The 15,553-nt window shown below is 71.6% G+C and carries 12 protein-coding genes; 10 read left to right on the plus strand and 2 right to left on the minus strand.

The window, feature by feature from the left end:
* The first annotated feature begins 315 nt into the window (after positions 1-315).
* The 3 genes from ABT324_RS01390 to hrpA all read left to right on the plus strand — a co-directional run bounded on the left by ABT324_RS01390 (position 316) and on the right by hrpA (position 6,065).
* Positions 316-1,083 (plus strand): ABC transporter ATP-binding protein, encoded by a 768-nt coding sequence (locus ABT324_RS01390; RefSeq protein WP_351170044.1) that lies wholly within the window; start codon positions 316-318, stop codon positions 1,081-1,083.
* A gap of 107 nt (positions 1,084-1,190) precedes the next feature.
* The gene (locus ABT324_RS01395; RefSeq protein WP_351169713.1) at positions 1,191-1,973 is read left to right on the plus strand and encodes an enoyl-CoA hydratase/isomerase family protein; all 783 of its coding nucleotides are present in this window, start codon (positions 1,191-1,193) and stop codon (positions 1,971-1,973) included.
* A gap of 150 nt (positions 1,974-2,123) precedes the next feature.
* A complete protein-coding gene (gene hrpA, locus ABT324_RS01400) occupies positions 2,124-6,065 on the plus strand; it encodes an ATP-dependent RNA helicase HrpA (protein WP_351169716.1) in 3,942 nt (1,313 codons plus the stop codon).
* A gap of 315 nt (positions 6,066-6,380) precedes the next feature.
* On the opposite strand, the gene ABT324_RS01405 is transcribed toward hrpA, so the two are convergent.
* The gene (locus ABT324_RS01405) at positions 6,381-7,223 is read right to left on the minus strand and encodes a DegV family protein (protein ID WP_351169719.1); all 843 of its coding nucleotides are present in this window, start codon (positions 7,221-7,223) and stop codon (positions 6,381-6,383) included.
* 283 nt (positions 7,224-7,506) lie between these two features.
* On the opposite strand from ABT324_RS01405, the gene ABT324_RS01410 reads away from it, so the two are divergent.
* Positions 7,507-8,289 (plus strand): electron transfer flavoprotein subunit beta/FixA family protein, encoded by a 783-nt coding sequence (locus tag ABT324_RS01410; protein ID WP_351169722.1) that lies wholly within the window; start codon positions 7,507-7,509, stop codon positions 8,287-8,289.
* A gap of 34 nt (positions 8,290-8,323) precedes the next feature.
* On the plus strand, positions 8,324-9,274 hold the full coding sequence (locus ABT324_RS01415; protein ID WP_351169725.1) for an electron transfer flavoprotein subunit alpha/FixB family protein: 951 nt from the start codon (positions 8,324-8,326) through the stop codon (positions 9,272-9,274).
* Between the two features lie 56 nt (positions 9,275-9,330).
* Here the strand turns inward: ABT324_RS01415 and rnhA are convergent, their stop codons facing one another.
* On the minus strand, positions 9,331-9,789 hold the full coding sequence (gene rnhA, locus ABT324_RS01420; RefSeq protein ID WP_351169728.1) for a ribonuclease HI: 459 nt from the start codon (positions 9,787-9,789) through the stop codon (positions 9,331-9,333).
* 100 nt (positions 9,790-9,889) lie between these two features.
* On the opposite strand from rnhA, the gene ABT324_RS01425 reads away from it, so the two are divergent.
* From ABT324_RS01425 to ABT324_RS01445, 5 genes are all read left to right on the plus strand, one after another.
* Complete coding sequence (locus ABT324_RS01425; RefSeq protein ID WP_351169731.1) at positions 9,890-11,110, plus strand: glycosyltransferase; 1,221 nt, start codon at positions 9,890-9,892, stop codon at positions 11,108-11,110.
* Positions 11,111-11,246: 136 nt separating this feature from the next.
* Entirely contained in the window at positions 11,247-12,011 is a 765-nt protein-coding gene (locus tag ABT324_RS01430; protein WP_351169734.1) for a GNAT family N-acetyltransferase, read from the plus strand.
* Positions 12,008-12,847: a lysophospholipid acyltransferase family protein gene (locus tag ABT324_RS01435; protein WP_351169737.1), complete on the plus strand. Its 840-nt coding sequence runs from the start codon at positions 12,008-12,010 to the stop codon at positions 12,845-12,847. Before ABT324_RS01430 ends, ABT324_RS01435 begins: the two co-directional genes overlap by 4 nt.
* 71 nt (positions 12,848-12,918) lie before the next feature.
* Positions 12,919-14,283 (plus strand): MFS transporter, encoded by a 1,365-nt coding sequence (locus tag ABT324_RS01440; RefSeq protein ID WP_351169740.1) that lies wholly within the window; start codon positions 12,919-12,921, stop codon positions 14,281-14,283.
* Positions 14,284-14,316: 33 nt separating this feature from the next.
* Positions 14,317-15,552 carry a cysteine desulfurase family protein gene (locus tag ABT324_RS01445; RefSeq protein ID WP_351169743.1) on the plus strand — a complete coding sequence of 412 codons (1,236 nt, stop codon included), beginning with the start codon at positions 14,317-14,319 and terminating at the stop codon, positions 15,550-15,552.
* Position 15,553 lies beyond the last annotated feature (1 nt).

Raw genomic sequence — 15,553 nt, forward strand, 5'->3', positions numbered from 1 at the left:
GCGATCGCGGGTGAGCAACGAATCGGACACGTCAGCGATCGTGGCACGGCCAGGTGGGCTGCGCCAGCACCACCGCAGCGTTCCCGGATGCTGGACGGCCACGTCGGCTGAGTCCTGGCCGGGCGTCACCCGGCCGAGCGAGGCGCTGGGTGCTCCCGCCCGCAGCCGCTGCGGTCGCGGACGGAACAATGGGGCGCGGAGCGGACCCGCCGGCGGCCTGCGGCGGTCCTGGATCGAGACGAACCGGGGGCGCCACGCCCAGGCGCTGCGGTCAGTCACAGCGGGGAGGTAGACGTGGACGACCTGGTCATCCGGATGGATGGCGTCGGTGTTCGGCGGGGGAAGACCACGCTGGTGGCCGATGTGAACTGGTCGGTGGAACTCGACGAGCGCTGGGTGGTGCTCGGGCCCAACGGTGCGGGCAAGACGACCCTGCTGAAGATGGCCAGCACCGAGATGCACCCGAGCGAAGGCACCGTCGACGTGCTCGGCGAGCGGCTGGGCAAGACCAACGTCTTCGAGCTGCGCCCCCGCATCGGGCTGTGCTCGGCGGCCCTGGCCGCCCGCGTCCCCGGTGACGAGCTGGTCCGCGACGTCGTCGTCAGCGCCGGGTACTCGGTTCTCGGCCGGTGGCGCGAGGAGTACGACGACATGGACACCGACCGCGCCGCGGAGCTGCTCGAACTGCTCGGTGTCGCGCACCTGGCCGATCGCGAGTTCGCCACGCTGTCCGAGGGGGAGCGCAAGCGCGCCACGATCGCGCGCGCCCTGATGACCGATCCTGAGCTGCTGCTGCTCGACGAGCCCGCGGCCGGTCTCGACCTGGGGGGCCGCGAGGACCTGGTCGCGCGGCTGTCCGCGCTGGCCATGGACCCGGACGCCCCGGCGTCGGTGTTGGTCACCCACCACGTCGAGGAGATCCCGCCCGGCTTCACGCACGGCCTGTTGCTGCGCGACGGCCACGTCGTCGCGCAGGGCCTGCTCGACGACGTGCTCACCGAGGACAACCTGTCCAAGACCTTCGACCAGGACCTGGAGCTGCAGCGCAGCGGCGACCGGTACTTCGCGCGGCGGCGTGGCTGAGCGCTTCCCGGAGCGCGGGGCCGTGCTGAGACCCGGGACACAGCAGTTCCGGTGCGGTGCGCGATAGCCTGCCCGGCGAGGTGGCGGTTCGATGAGGAGGTTGCCGCGTGGGCGAGTTCGTCAGGCTTGAGGTGGACGGCGCGATCGGGACGATCCGGTTGGATCGGCCCAAGATGAACGCGTTGAACCGGCAGATCGAGGTCGAGCTGCGGGAGGTCGCGCTCGAGGCCGCCGAGCGCGACGACATCCGCGCCGTGATCGTCTACGGCGGGGAGAAGGTCTTCGCCGCTGGCGCGGACATCAAGGAAATGGCCGAGATGTCCTACGGGGACATGGCGCGCAAGGAGCAGCGCGGCCTGTCCGACGCGATGAGCCAGGTCGCCGCGATCCCGAAGCCGACCGTGGCCGCGCTCACCGGGTACGCCCTCGGCGGCGGCTTCGAGCTGGCGCTGAGCTGCGACCGGCGCATCGCGGCGGATGACATCAAGGTCGGCCAGCCGGAGATCCTGCTGGGTGTGATCCCCGGCGCCGGGGGCACGCAGCGGCTGGCGCGGCTGATCGGGCCGTCCAAGGCCAAGGACATCATCTACACCGGACGGTTCGTCGAGGCCCAGGAGGCGTTGGCACTGGGCATGGTCGACGAGCTGGTCCCGGCCGACGAGGTGTACGCGGCCGCGCGGCGCTGGGCCGAGCAGTTCGCCGGCGGCGCCGCCCGCGCCCTGGCCGCCGCCAAGGCGGCGATCGACGGCGGGCTGGACCTGGACCTGGCCAACGGCCTGAAGCTGGAGACGCACCTGTTCGCGGGCACGTTCGCCACCGAGGACCAGAAGATCGGCATGCGCTCGTTCATCGAGAACGGCCCGGGCAAGGCCGAGTTCACCGGCAAGTGATCCGGGCGGGTTCGGCGGCGGCCACGGCGCCGCCGCCGAGTCCGCACCACCAGCCCCACCGCGCACCACGGGCGGGATCGCCGGTGCGCTGTGAGGGTGGTGAAATTCAGCGGCAGGGTCGATGGTGCCTTCTCTATGCTTGTGCGGAGTATGGGTACGTCTGTGAAATCTCCGCTCGCTGATCTGCGGGACCGGTTGCCCGAGCTGATGCTGCACGACCAGCGTCGGCTGCGCCGTCGCATCGAGGGCGCGCGCAAGATCCGCGATCCGCAGGCCCTGCAGTCGGTGGCCGCGGAGATCACCGCCGACGTGGAGGCGGCCGAGCTGCGCGTCGAGAACCGGCGCGCCAACGTACCCGAGGTCCGCTACCCGGAGCGGCTGCCGGTCAGCCAGCGGCGGGACGACCTGCTCGCCGCGATCCGCGATCACCAGGTCGTCATCGTCGCTGGTGAGACGGGCTCCGGCAAGACCACCCAGTTGCCCAAGATGTGCCTGGAGCTCGGTCGCGGCATCAAGGGCATGATCGGGCACACCCAGCCCCGCCGGCTGGCGGCCCGCACCGTCGCCGAACGGGTCGCCGAGGAGCTCGGCACCGAGCTCGGCGACGCCATCGGCTACCAGGTGCGGTTCACCGAGCGCGCGGGTGAGGACACGCTGGTCAAGTTGATGACCGACGGCATCCTGCTCGCCGAGATCCAGCACGACCGGCTGCTGCGGCGCTACGACACGCTGATCATCGACGAGGCGCACGAGCGCAGCCTGAACATCGACTTCATCCTCGGCTACCTCAAGCAGCTGCTGCCGCGCCGCCCCGACCTGAAGGTGATCATCACCTCGGCGACCATCGACCCGGAGCGCTTCTCGCGGCACTTCGACGATGCGCCGGTGGTCGAGGTCTCCGGCCGCACCTACCCGGTGGAGGTGCGCTACCGCCCGCTGCTGGACGACTCGGACGAGGCCGAGGACGTGGTGCGCGACCAGACCCAGGCGATCTGCGAGGCGGTGGACGAGCTCTGCGCGGAGGGCCCCGGCGACATCCTGGTCTTCCTCAGCGGGGAGCGGGAGATCCGGGACACCGAGGACGCGCTGAAGCAGAAGAAGCTCGCGGGCACGGAGGTCCTCCCGCTGTACGCGCGGCTGTCGGCCGCCGAGCAGCACCGCGTGTTCCAGCCGCACTCCGGGCGGCGGATCGTGCTGTCCACCAACGTGGCCGAGACGTCGCTGACGGTGCCGGGGATCAAGTACGTCATCGACCCGGGCACCGCGCGCATCTCCCGGTACAGCTTCCGCACCAAGGTGCAGCGGCTGCCCATCGAACCGATCTCGCAGGCCTCGGCGAACCAGCGCAAGGGCCGTTGCGGCCGGGTCTCCGAGGGCATCTGCATCCGGCTCTACTCCGAGGCGGACTTCCTGTCCCGCCCCGAGTTCACCGACCCGGAGATCCTGCGCACCCACCTGGCCTCGGTCATCCTGCAGATGACCTCGTTGGGGCTGGGTGAGATCGAGTCCTTCCCGTTCCTGGAGCCGCCGGACCGCAGGCAGATCACCGACGGGGTCAACCTGCTGCAGGAGCTGGGCGCGCTGGACAGCGCGAAGACCGAGCTGTCCAAGCGGCTCACGCCGATCGGCCGCAAGCTCGCGCAGCTGCCGATCGACCCGCGGCTGGCCCGCATGGTGCTGGAGGCCGACCGCAACGGATGCCTGCGCGAGGTGCTGGTGGTCGTCGCGGCGCTGTCCATCCAGGACCCGCGCGAGCGGCCGACCGACAAGCAGCAGGCCGCCGATCAGAAGCACGCGCGCTTCGTGGACAAGGACGTCGAGTCCGACTTCATCACCTTCCTCAACATGTGGCGGTACCTGCGGGCGCAGCAGAAGGAGCTGTCGTCCAACCAGTTCCGCAAGCTGTGCCGCACCGACTTCCTCAACTACCTGCGGGTGCGCGAGTGGCAGGACCTCTACGGCCAGCTGCGGCAGATGGTCCGGTCGATGGGCCTGACGCTCAACGACCAGGAGGCCGACCCGGCGCGGATCCACCAGTCGCTGCTGGCCGGACTGCTCTCGCACATCGGGCTCAAGGACGTGGAGAAGAAGTCCGGGCAGCCGGGGCGGGGCGCCAACGAGTACCAGGGCGCCCGCAACGCCAAGTTCGCGGTGTTCCCCGGATCGTCGCTGTTCAAGAAGCCGCCGCGCTGGGTGATGGCTGCCGAGCTGGTGGAGACCTCCCGGCTGTGGGCGCGCATCGTCGCCCGCGTCGAACCCGAGTGGGTGGAGCGGCTCGCGCAGCACCTGGTCAAGCGCAGCTACAGCGAACCGCACTGGGAGAAGGACCGGGCCGCCGTGGTGGCCGCCGAGCGGGTCACCCTCTACGGCGTTCCGCTGGTGGTCGGCCGCAAGGTCAACTACGGGCGCATCGACCCGGAGCTCAGCCGCGAGCTGTTCATCCGGCACGCGCTGGTCGAGGGTGACTGGGAGACCCGGCACGCGTTCTTCCACGAGAACCGGGCACTGCTCGAAGAGGTCGAGGACCTGGAGGAGCGCGCGCGTCGGCGCGACATCCTGGTCGACGACGAGACGCTGTTCGAGTTCTACGACCAGCGCGTCGGCGCCGAGGTGGTCTCCGGTCGGCACTTCGACTCGTGGTGGAAGCAGGTGCGCCGCGAGCAGCCCGACCTGCTCAACTTCGAGAAGTCGATGCTGATCAACGAGCAGTCGGCTGCGGTGAGCGACCAGGACTACCCGGACACCTGGCAGCAGGGCGGCCTCCGGCTGGCGCTGTCCTACCAGTTCGAGCCCGGCGCCGATGCCGACGGCGTGACCGCGCACATCCCGCTGCCGGTGCTCAACCAGGTCGATCCGAGCGGGTTCGACTGGCAGATCCCCGGGCTGCGCGAAGAACTCGTCACCGCGCTGCTGAAGTCGCTGCCGAAGACCCTGCGCCGCAACTTCGTCCCGGCGCCCGACTTCGCCAAGGCGGTGCTGTCCCGCATCGAGCCCGTGGCGGCACCGCTGCTGGAGAGCCTGCAGCAGGGGCTCCAGCAGATGACCGGGGTCGCGGTGCCGAGCACCGAGTGGGACCTGGACAAGGTGCCGGACCACCTGAAGATGACCTTCCGCGTGGTCGACGGCAAGGGCCGCAAGCTGGCCGAGTCCAAGGACCTGGACGCGCTGAAGCGGAAGCTGAAGCCGAAGCTGCGCGCGGAGATCTCCAAGGCCGCCGACGACATCGAGCGGCGCGGGCTGCGCTCCTGGAGCTTCGGCGAGCTGCCGCGCACCTTCGAGCAGCAGCGCTCCGGGCACGCGGTGAAGGCCTACCCGGCGCTGGTCGACGACGGTGACAGCGTCGCGGTGCGGATGTTCGACACCGAGGAGGAGCAGCGCCGGGCGCTGTGGGACGGCACCCGTCGCCTGCTGCTGCTGAACCTGCCCTCGCCGGTGAAGTCCCTCCAGCGCGGCATGAGCAGCACCACCCGGCTGGTGCTGGGCGGCAGCCAGTACGGCGACCTCAACGCCGTGCTGGAGGACTGCGTGCGCTGCGCCGTCGACAAGCTGGTGGCGGACTGCGGCGGCCCGGTCTGGGACGAGGCGGCGTTCACCGCGCTGCAGGAGAAGGTCCGCGGGCAGCTCGGCGCGGTCACCGCCGCTGCGGTGTCCACAGTGGAGCAGGTGCTGGTCGCCGCGCAGCGGGTCGAGTCCACGCTCGTGGACCGGGTCAAGGTGCTGCCCGCCGAGTCCTACGCCGACATCCGGGAGCAACTCGACGCGCTGCTGCACCCCGGCTTCGTGACCGCGACCGGGTTCGCGCGGCTGCCCGACCTGGTGCGCTACCTGCGCGCGATCGAGCAGCGGCTGGACAAGCTCCAGTACCACCCGCAGCGGGACCGCGAGTGGATGTACCAGGTGGACGAGGTCGACCAGCGCTATCGGGACCTGCTGGCCGGGGTGCCGGAGGGACGTGCGCCCAGCGAGGCCCTGCAGCAGGTCGGCTGGATGATCGAGGAGCTGCGGGTCAGCCTGTTCGCGCAGTCGCTCGGCACGGCGTACCCGGTGTCGGTCAAGCGCATCAACCGCGCGATGGACAAGCTGACGCGCTGAGCGGATCAGGCGGCGCAGCACGGTGGTGGGCGACATGGTGGTGGACGACATGGGGGTTCCTTCCGGGCTCGACCTCGGGTGAGCGGTGCAGCGCGGTCCGGCAGGACCGGTGCGCTTCGCGCTGCCCGAGATCGAGTATCCGGAGTCGAACATCCGTTTGCATCACTCGACGGAGTGGAACCGCGGGGCGATTTTGGTGAAAACCCTTCGGAATGAACGGAATTCCGCCCGAGGAGAACGGATTCACCCGGTGTGGAACTGCGTTTGACCGCGCGGCGCTGACCCGTCGGCCGAGGACGGTGCCGCGCCTGCAGGTCAGGCGGGGGAGATGGTCACCCCGAGTGCGCCCGGGCCCGCGTGGGCGCCGAGGATCGCGCTCGTCTCCTCCACGGTGGCGCGGCGGACCTGGGGCAGCTGCGAGCGGAGCTCGTCGAGCACCTGCTTGGCGCGGTCGGCGAACTCGAAGTGCTCGACTCCGACGTCCACCGGGTTGTTGCCAGCCCGCTCGACGGCGGTGCTTACGGCCTTTTTGAACGCCCGCTCGGCCCCGATCGCCTTGGCGTGCTGGTCTATCACGCCTTCTTTGAGCGCCAGCACCGGCTTGATCGACAGGGCCTGCCCGAGGAACGCCTGCGCCCGGCCGATCCGACCACCGCGCTGCAGGTATTCGAGGGTGTCCACGTACAGCAGCTGCATCGTGGTGCGCAGGCGCCGGTCCAGCACGCTCATCACGCCCTGCGGGGTGGCTCCGGAGGCCGCGGCCTCGGCCGCGGCGATCACCGAGAACCCGAGGCTGAGGCCGACCAGCCGCGAGTCGACCACGTAGACCGGGATGCCGATCTCCGCCGCGGCGATGCGGGCGGAGTCGCACGTGCGGGACAGGCCTTCGGAGATGTGCACCGAGATGATCGCCTCGGCCCCGGCGGCCACCGCGTCGCTGTAGTTCCAGAAGAAGGCGGGCGGCGGCGGTTCCCCGGTGGCCACCGGCGTGCCCTGGCGCATGGCCTGGGCCAGCTGCGCGTGCGGCACCCGGCGCTCGTCGTTGTACTCGTCGCCGACCTTGAGCTCCAGCTGGACGATGGAGATGCCTAGCTGATCGGCGACGTCGAGCGGGATGGAAGCCGTCGAGTCCGTCACGATGGCGACGCGTTGCCTCATGCGGTCAGGCTACTAAGTAGTAAACATTCTTCATATCTGCCCCGGGGCGGGTCCGCACCACTGGCGCACCCGCCAGGTGGGAAAAGGTGAGTACCGTCACGGGTGGGGCCTGGTTGCCCCGGGGCTACCGGCCGGTAACATTACCGGTGGTTGGCATCACTGTGCTTTTCCCACAGGGGCATGGCAAGGTCAACCTACCCGGACCGCACAGCGCCGGGTCCGCAAGCAAAGCCGCTGGAGGGCCAGCGAGCGTCGTCAGTCCGCAGGAGGTCGAAGAGGGCCCATGAACATCGTCGTCCTGGTCAAGCAGGTGCCCGACACGTATTCCGAGCGGAAGCTCAAGGATGCGGATCACACGTTGGACCGCGAATCGGCCGATGCGGTTTTGGATGAGATCAACGAGCGCGCCGTGGAGGAGGCGCTGTTGATCAAGGAGGCGCAGGGCGGCGAGGTGACCGTTCTGTGCATGGGTCCGGACCGCGCCACCGACGCCATCCGCAAGGCGCTGTCGATGGGTGCCGACAAGGCGGTGCACCTCTCGGACGAGGCGCTGGCGGGCTCGGACGCCCCGGCGACCGCTCGCGCCCTGGCGAAGGCGATCGGCACCGTGGAGGGTGTCGACCTGGTCATCGCCGGCAACGAGTCGACCGACGGCCGCGCGGGCGCGGTTCCGGCGATGGTGGCCGAGGTCCTCGGCTGGCCGCAGCTGACCTACGCGCGCAAGGTCGAGACCGACGGCTCCAGCGTGAAGATCGAGCGGGAGACCGACGCGGGCGTGTTCACCGTGGAGGCCGCGGTGCCCGCGGTCGTGTCGGTGACGGAGAAGATCAACGAGCCGCGGTACCCGTCCTTCAAGGGCATCATGGCCGCGAAGAAGAAGCCGGTGGCGGTGCTGTCGCTGGCCGACGCCGGGATCGACGCGAGCGAGGTCGGGCTGGCCGGTGCCGCCTCGCAGGTGCTCGAGTCGGCGCCGAAGCCGCCGAAGTCCGGTGGCGTGAAGGTCACCGACGAGGGCGAGGGCGGCGTGCAGGTCGCCGAGTTCCTGGCTGGCGAGAAGCTGCTCTGAGTCGTTCACGGGTTTTCGAGGAGGCATAGTTTTCATGGCTGAGGTTCTGGTCCTCGTCGATCACGTGGACGGCGAGGTCAAAAAGGTCACCTACGAGCTGCTGACCGCGGCGCGCCGGATCGGTGAGCCGTCGGCGGTGGTGGTCGGCGAGCCGGGCACCGCGGGCAAGCTGGCCGAGTCGCTGGGCGCCCACGGCGCGGCGAAGGTGTACGCGGCGGAGTCGGCGGAGGCCGGGCAGTTCCTGGTGACGCCGCAGGTCGACGTGCTGGCCAACCTGGTCAGCAGCGCGTCCCCGGCGGCGGTGCTGGTTCCGGCGTCGATCGACGGCAAGGAGGTCGCGGGTCGGCTGGCGATCCGGACCGGTTCGGGTCTGCTGTCGGAGGTCGTGGACCTCGACGCCGAGGGCGTGGGCAGCCACTCGCTGTTCGGCGGCACCTACGACGCCAAGGCCAAGGTCACCAAGGGCACCGCGGTGATCACCGTGCTGCCGGGCAGCATCGAGGCCGAGCAGGCCTCCGGTGCGGCGGCGGTGGAGTCGGTGGAGGTCCCGGCGGCCTCCGGCGCGAAGATCACCGGTCGGCAGCCCGCCGAGGCCGGGGACCGCCCCGAGCTGACCGAGGCCAGCATCGTGGTCTCCGGTGGTCGTGGTGTGGGCTCGGCGGAGTCGTTCGAGGTCGTGGAGAAGCTCGCCGACACCCTGGGTGCGGCCGTGGGCGCCTCGCGCGCGGCGGTGGACTCCGGCTACTACCCGCACCAGTTCCAGGTCGGGCAGACCGGCAAGACCGTGTCCCCGCAGCTCTACATCGCCCTGGGCATCTCCGGTGCCATCCAGCACCGGGCGGGCATGCAGACCTCCAAGACGATCGTCGCGGTCAACAAGGACCCCGAGGCGCCGATCTTCGAGATCGCCGACTACGGCGTCGTGGGCGACCTGTTCAAGGTCGCGCCGCAGCTGACCGAGGAGGTCACCAAGCGCAAGGGCTGAGCGCGAGGAACCTGGAGGGCGGGTCGCACCGAGGTGCGGCCCGCCCTTTCCGCGCATCAGCCCGCCCGGGCCTCGTCCCGGCCGCGGCAGGCGAGCCGGTCGGCGCGCTCGTTCTCGGGGTGGCCGTTGTGGCCCTTCACCCACTCCCACTGCACCTCGCCGTGGCGCGCGCACTCGGCGTCCAGGCGCTGCCACAGGTCAGCGTTCTTGACCGGCTTCTTGGCCGAGGTCATCCAGCCGTTGCGCTTCCAGCCGCGCATCCACTCGGTGATGCCCTTGAGCACGTAGGTGCTGTCGGTGTGGATGCGCACCGCGGGCACCGGGCGGGTCAGGGCGGCGAGGCCCTCGATCACCGCCATGAGCTCCATCTTGTTGTTCGTCGTAGCGGCGTCCTTGCCGTAGAGCTCCCGCTCGTGGGCGCCGTAGCGCAGCACGACGCCCCAGCCGCCCGGGCCGGGGTTCCCGCTGCATGCGCCGTCGGTGTAGAGGTCCACGCGCTCGGTCGTTCGCTGCATGCCCGGGAATCTAGCCGGTGCCCGGGTGCGGCCGGGAGGTTCCCCGCGCGCCGCAAAATGGGCTGCGCGGGGGTGGCGCGCGGTGGCATGCTCGATCATCGTGCGGATCTTGTTCACCACTGCGCCCGGCTACGGGCTGACGTTCCCGGTCGTGCCGCTGATCTGGGCGGCTCGGGCCGCTGGGCACGAGGTGCTGCTGGCCACCACCGGTGAGATGGTCGATGCCGGGGCGAGGGCCGGGTTGCCGGTGGCCGATGTGCTGCCGGACCACGACGTGTGGCGGGAGCTGATGCGCGTCGCGCGCGAGGCGGAGCCGACGCCCGAGTTCGCGCGGTTCCTCGCGGCGCGCGGCCTGACCACGGCCTACGAGAAGATGCCCCAGGACGGCGGACCGTTCTCGCTGTTCACGCTGACGATGACGCAGGGCACCATCGAGGCGGGGCGGGCGTTCGGCGCCGATCTCGTCGTGCACACCACCGACCACCCGGCGGGCGCGCTCAGCGCGGTGGCGCTCGGGGTGCCGGTGCTGGAGGTCGGCAACCGGGTGTCCTGGTCGTCGCGGGACGGGAGCTCCAGCACCGGGCGGAACTTCTACGCCGACACCGAGATGTCCCTGGCGCTGCGGGCGCAGCTGGGCATCCCGGACGGCAAGCCGGAGGTGATCGCGCGGGTCGACCCGCGGCCGCCGAGCATGGGCGGGCTGGTCGACGACGAGCCGGACGTGGTGGACGGCCTGCCGTGGTGGCCGATGCGGTTCGTGCCGTTCAACGGCGGAGCGCCGGTGCCGGAGTGGGCGCTGCGGCGGGAGGAGCGCCCGCGCATCGGCGTCACGCTCGGCACCGTGGTGCCGGTGGTGTCCGGCACGAGCAGCCTGTCCGTGGTCGTCGAGGCGCTCGGCGAGTTCGACGCGGACGTGGTGCTGGCCGGGCGGGAGTCGGACCTCGCCGATGTCGCGCCGCTGCCGGAGAACGTGCGGGCGGTGGGTTTCCTGCCGTTGTCGGCGTTCCTGCCGACCAGTTCGCTGCTGGTCCACCACGGTGGTTCGGGGACCACGGCGGCCGCGCTGCACCACGGCGTGCCGCAGCTGGTGCTGCCCGCCTTCGCGGACAACCCGATGTCGGCTGAGATCGTCGTCAAGCGCGGTGTCGGCCTCTCCCACGATCCGACCACAGTGGACGTCGAGGCGGTGCGCTCCGCGGTCCGCGAGCTGCTCGAGGAGCCCGCGTTCGCCGCTGCCGCGCGCGAGGTGCGCGAGGAGATGGCGACCCAGCCGAGCCCGGCCTCGGTGCTGGAGCGCGCGGTGGCTGCCTTCCCCCGGTGATCCGGTCGGCCGGTTGCGCGGCAACCGGCCGTTCGGGGCAGCCCTTGCCTCCCGCACCAGGGGTTCACCGGAAGTTCCGGCGCCGTGCCCTCGTCCGGTGTGTTGGCCGTTCGCCGCGCGGCGGTACACCTGCGGCATGTCCGAGACGCAGCTGCTGGCCAGCGCCGCGCCGAGCGCGGCGGCCGAAGCCCACTACTCGCTGCTGGTCGCCCGAACCTCCGACGAGGTGCACGCCGCGCAACGCCTGCGGTACCAGGTGTTCGCCGAGGAGATGGGGGCCACGGTCACCGGTCGGGAGTTCGGTCTCGACCGGGACGCCTTCGACGACCACTGCGACCATCTCATCGTCCGCGAGGACAACTCCGGGGCGGTCGTCGGGACCTACCGGATGCTGCCGCCGGAGCGGGCGGCGGCTGCCGGGATGCTCTACTCGGAAACCGAGTTCGACCTCTCCGCGCTGGCCCCGCTGCGCTCCTCGCTGGTGGAGGCCGGGCGCTCCTGCGTGCACCCGGACCACCGCAACGGGGCGGTGATCGGCCTGGTGTGGACGGGGATCGCGCGGTACATGCTGCTGCACGGGCACCGGGTGCTCGCGGGGTGCGCGTCCGTGCCGCTCGACGACGGTGGTGTGCTGGCGTCGCACGTGTGGAACGCGGTGTCGGCCAAGCACTACGCGTCCGAGGAGCACCGCGTGGTCCCGCACCGGCCTTGGGAGCCGCTCGCCGTGACCGGTCGCGCGCAGCTCCCGCCACTGCTCAGGGGGTACCTGCGGTTGGGCGCCCAGGTGTGCGGGCGGCCCGCACACGACCCGGACTTCGACGTCGCCGACTTCTTCGTGCTGCTTGACCTCGACCGCGCGGACCAGCGCTACCTGCGGTTCTTCCTGGGCGAGGCGGCATGAACCACCCGTGGATGCCGGTGTCGCCGTGCGGTGACCAGTGCCTGCCGCCACGCGATCGTGACAGCGAGGTCGGGCTGCTGCGGCTGGCCCTCCGGCTCAGCGGGGTGGTCGCGCTGCTGGTCAGCGGGTGCGTGCTGGCGCTGGTGCTACCGGCGCTCGGGACGGTGCGCAGGCGGCAGGCGCTGGTGGCGTGGTTCCGGACGCTGCTGCGCGCCTTGGGCGTCCGGATGGTGCTTTACGGCGGGATGCCCGGTGGCGGTGCGTTGGTAATCTGCAACCACGTGTCGTGGCTGGACATCGTCGCGCTGCAGGTGCTGTGCCCGATGCGGATGCTGGCCAAGGTGGAGGTCGGGTCGTGGCCGCTGCTGGGCCCGCTGGCCGGTCGGGTGGGCACGGTCTACATCGACCGCGAACGCTTGTCGGCGCTGCCCGGCTCGGTGCGCACCATCGCCGACGAGCTGCGCGCCGGTGCCGTGATCGGCGCCTTCCCGGAGGGCACCACCTGGTGCGGGCGGGCGATCGGGCCGTTCCGGCCCGCGGTCTTCCAGGCCGCGGTCGACGCCGGGGCGCGGATGCAGCCGGTGGCGCTGCGGTTCCGCGACCGGACCGGGCAGCTCACCACGGCGGCGGCCTTCCTCGGGGAGGCGACGCTGGTCAGCTCGGTGCTGGCCGTCGCCCGCGCGCGGGGGCTGGTGGTCGAGCTGGTCGTGCTGCCCGAACTGCGCGGCAGCGATCGGCGGGAGCTGGCCAGGCGGGCGCAGGAGTTGATCGCGGCGGCCAGCGGGGCAGCGCACGGGCACCGCGTCGAGCGGCCCAGCCACGGGCTCGCCGCGTGACGTTGCTCTGAAGGGGTCGATTCGCGAGAACAGGTGGACTTGCAGCAGGGTTGAGGTTGCAGGGTGGGCTGGTGGCTACTGCCGAGGTGTCCCGCAGCGCTCTCTGGAATCCGCAACGTCGCACCTTCACCGCCGGGTTGGTCCTGGTCATCACACTCGTGGCGTTCGAGGCCATGGGGCTGGGCACCGCGCTGCCCACGATCGTCGCCGAGCTCGATGCGCAGCACTGGTACGCGTGGCCGTTCACCGTCTTCCTGGCCGCGAGCGCGTTCGGGACGGTGATCGGCGGCCGCCAGTCCGACCGCCGCGGCCCGGCGGTGCCGCTGCTGGTGGCCCTGCCCACCTTCGCGGTCGGGCTGCTGGTCGCCGGTTTCGCGCCGAACATGCTGGTCCTGCTGGTGGCGCGGGTGCTGCAGGGATTGGCCGGCGGGGTGCTGATCGTCGCGCTGTACGTGATGATCGCCCGCGTCTTCCCGGAGGAGCACCGCCCGGCCGCGTTCGGTGCGCTGTCCTCGGCGTGGGTGGTGCCCGCGCTGGTCGGTCCGGTGGTGGCGGGGGCGCTGACCGAGCAGGCGAGCTGGCGGTGGGTCTTCCTCGGGCTGGCTCCGCTGGTTTGCCTGGGCACCGTGATGCTGGTTCCCACGGCACGGCGGTTCGGCGCGCGTTCGGCGGGACCTCCGGCACCACGGCCCGGTTTGCCGCTGGCCGCGGTGGGTGCGGCAGGCGGTGTCGTGGCGTTGAACTGGGCCGCGCAGGACCTGACGGTGGTGGCGCTGCTCGTCGGCTTGGCCGGGGTCGTGGTGCTGGTGCCCTCGCTGCGCCTGCTGCTGTCCAAGGGCACCTTGCGCGCTCGCCCGGGCATTCCGGTGATGGTGCTCTCCCGGGGCCTGCTCTCCGGGCTGTTCTTCACCGCGCAGGCGTTCGTGCCCCTGGCGCTGACCGTGGTGCACCACTACTCGCCGACAACGGCGGGGTTGCCGCTGACGGTCGGCTCGCTCGGCTGGACCACCGGGGCGCTGTGGCAGAGCAGGCAGCGGGAGCTGCGGCGCGAGCGCGTGGTTGCGGTCGGGTTCGCGCTGATCGGGGCCGGTGCCGGTGGGCTCGCGCTGAGCCTGCCCGCGTGGGGGCCGCACTGGCTGGTCTTCGCGTGCTGGTTCGTGGCCGGGTGCGGGGTGGGCATCGGGATCTCCAGCACCTCGGTGCGGGTGCTGGCGCTGTCCGAGGAGGGCGATCGCGGATTCAACTCGTCCGCGCTGCAGATCTCGGACATGCTCGGCCAGGCCGCGTTGGTCGGTCTGGCCGGTGTGGTGGTCGCCGCGCTCGCCACCCCGGGGAACCCGACCGCGGGCGTCGCGCCGCTGGAGCTGGCGCTGCTGGTGGTGGCGGGACTGGCCGCTGCGGGGCTGTGGCGTGCCACTGGCAACCGGACGTCCTGACCAGCAGTCGGCCTGCATTACCCTGGACGGGCGATGACTTACCTCGACCACGCTGCCACCACGCCCATGCGACCGGGGGCGGTCGCGGCGCTCAGCGAGGCGTTGACCCGAACCGGCAACGCCTCGTCGCTGCACACCTCGGGGCGTCGGGCCCGGCGCGCGGTGGAGGAGTCACGCGAGGACATCGCCGACGCGCTGGGCGCCCGGCCGTCCGAGGTGTTGTTCACCGCGGGCGGCACCGAGAGCGACAACCTGGCGGTCAAGGGGATCTTCTGGGCCCGCCGGGCCGCTGACCCGGCGCGCCGCCGCATCCTCGCCTCGATGGTGGAGCACCACGCGGTGCTCGACGCCGTCGAGTGGCTCGCCGAGCACGAGGGTGCCGAGGTCACCTGGCTGCGCGCCGACGAGCACGGCCGGGTGCGGCCGGAGGTGTTCGAGGCGGCGCTGGCGGAGAACCCGGACGACGTGGCGCTGGCCACCGTCATGTGGGCGAACAACGAGGTGGGTACGGTCAACCCGGTCGCCGAGCTGGCCGCCCTCGCCGACCGCCACGGGGTGCCGCTGCACACCGACGCGGTGCAGGCCGTCGAGACCCTGCCGGTGGACTTCGCCGCCTCCGGCGTGTCCGCGCTGACCATGACCGGGCACAAGGTCGGCGGCCCGTACGGGGTGGGCGTGCTGCTGCTGGGCCGGGACGTCAAGTGCACACCCGTGCTGCACGGCGGCGGTCAGGAGCGCGAGGTGCGTTCCGGCACGCTCGACACCCCCGGCGTGCTGGGGTTGGCCGCCGCGGTGCGGGAAGCCGTCGACGCCCGCGGGGCCCACGCGCCGCAGCTGGCGAAGCTGCGCGACGACCTGGTCCGCGGCGTGCGCGGGGTGGTCCCGGACGTGGTGCTCAACGGTGACCCCGGGGAGGGCGCAGTCGGTGGCGGGCCGTCGCGGCTGCCCGGCAACGCGCACTTCACCTTCCCCGGCTGCGAGGGCGACAGCCTGCTGATGCTGCTGGACGCCAAGGGCATCGAGTGCTCCACCGGGTCGGCGTGCACCGCCGGGGTCTCCGAGCCCAGCCACGTGCTGCTGGCGATGGGGGCGGACCCGGAGGCCGCGCGGGGCTCGCTGCGCTTCTCGCTGGGGCACACCTCGACGGCGGCCGATGTACAGGCACTCACCGAGGCCATCGGGCCGGTGGTGCGACGAGCGCGTAGCGCCGGTCTGGCCGGGTTGCGCCGATCTTCGGCGGGGCGGACGGCCACCGCCACGGAGGTGTGAG

Source organism: Saccharopolyspora sp. NPDC000359, from assembly GCF_040300525.1.
Classification (GTDB): Bacteria; Actinomycetota; Actinomycetes; order Mycobacteriales; family Pseudonocardiaceae; genus Saccharopolyspora.

What these genes read in the sequence shown, in the direction of transcription:
- ABT324_RS01390 (WP_351170044.1), top strand. Translation starts at nt 316, where the DNA reads ATGGATGGCGTCGGTGTTCGGCGGGGGAAGACCACGCTGGTGGCCGAT.
- hrpA (WP_351169716.1), top strand. Translation starts at nt 2,124, where the DNA reads ATGGGTACGTCTGTGAAATCTCCGCTCGCTGATCTGCGGGACCGGTTG.
- ABT324_RS01405 (WP_351169719.1), bottom strand. Translation starts at nt 7,223, where the DNA reads ATGAGGCAACGCGTCGCCATCGTGACGGACTCGACGGCTTCCATCCCG.
- ABT324_RS01410 (WP_351169722.1), top strand. Translation starts at nt 7,507, where the DNA reads ATGAACATCGTCGTCCTGGTCAAGCAGGTGCCCGACACGTATTCCGAG.
- ABT324_RS01415 (WP_351169725.1), top strand. Translation starts at nt 8,324, where the DNA reads ATGGCTGAGGTTCTGGTCCTCGTCGATCACGTGGACGGCGAGGTCAAA.
- rnhA (WP_351169728.1), bottom strand. Translation starts at nt 9,789, where the DNA reads ATGCAGCGAACGACCGAGCGCGTGGACCTCTACACCGACGGCGCATGC.
- ABT324_RS01430 (WP_351169734.1), top strand. Translation starts at nt 11,247, where the DNA reads ATGTCCGAGACGCAGCTGCTGGCCAGCGCCGCGCCGAGCGCGGCGGCC.
- ABT324_RS01435 (WP_351169737.1), top strand. Translation starts at nt 12,008, where the DNA reads ATGAACCACCCGTGGATGCCGGTGTCGCCGTGCGGTGACCAGTGCCTG.
- ABT324_RS01445 (WP_351169743.1), top strand. Translation starts at nt 14,317, where the DNA reads ATGACTTACCTCGACCACGCTGCCACCACGCCCATGCGACCGGGGGCG.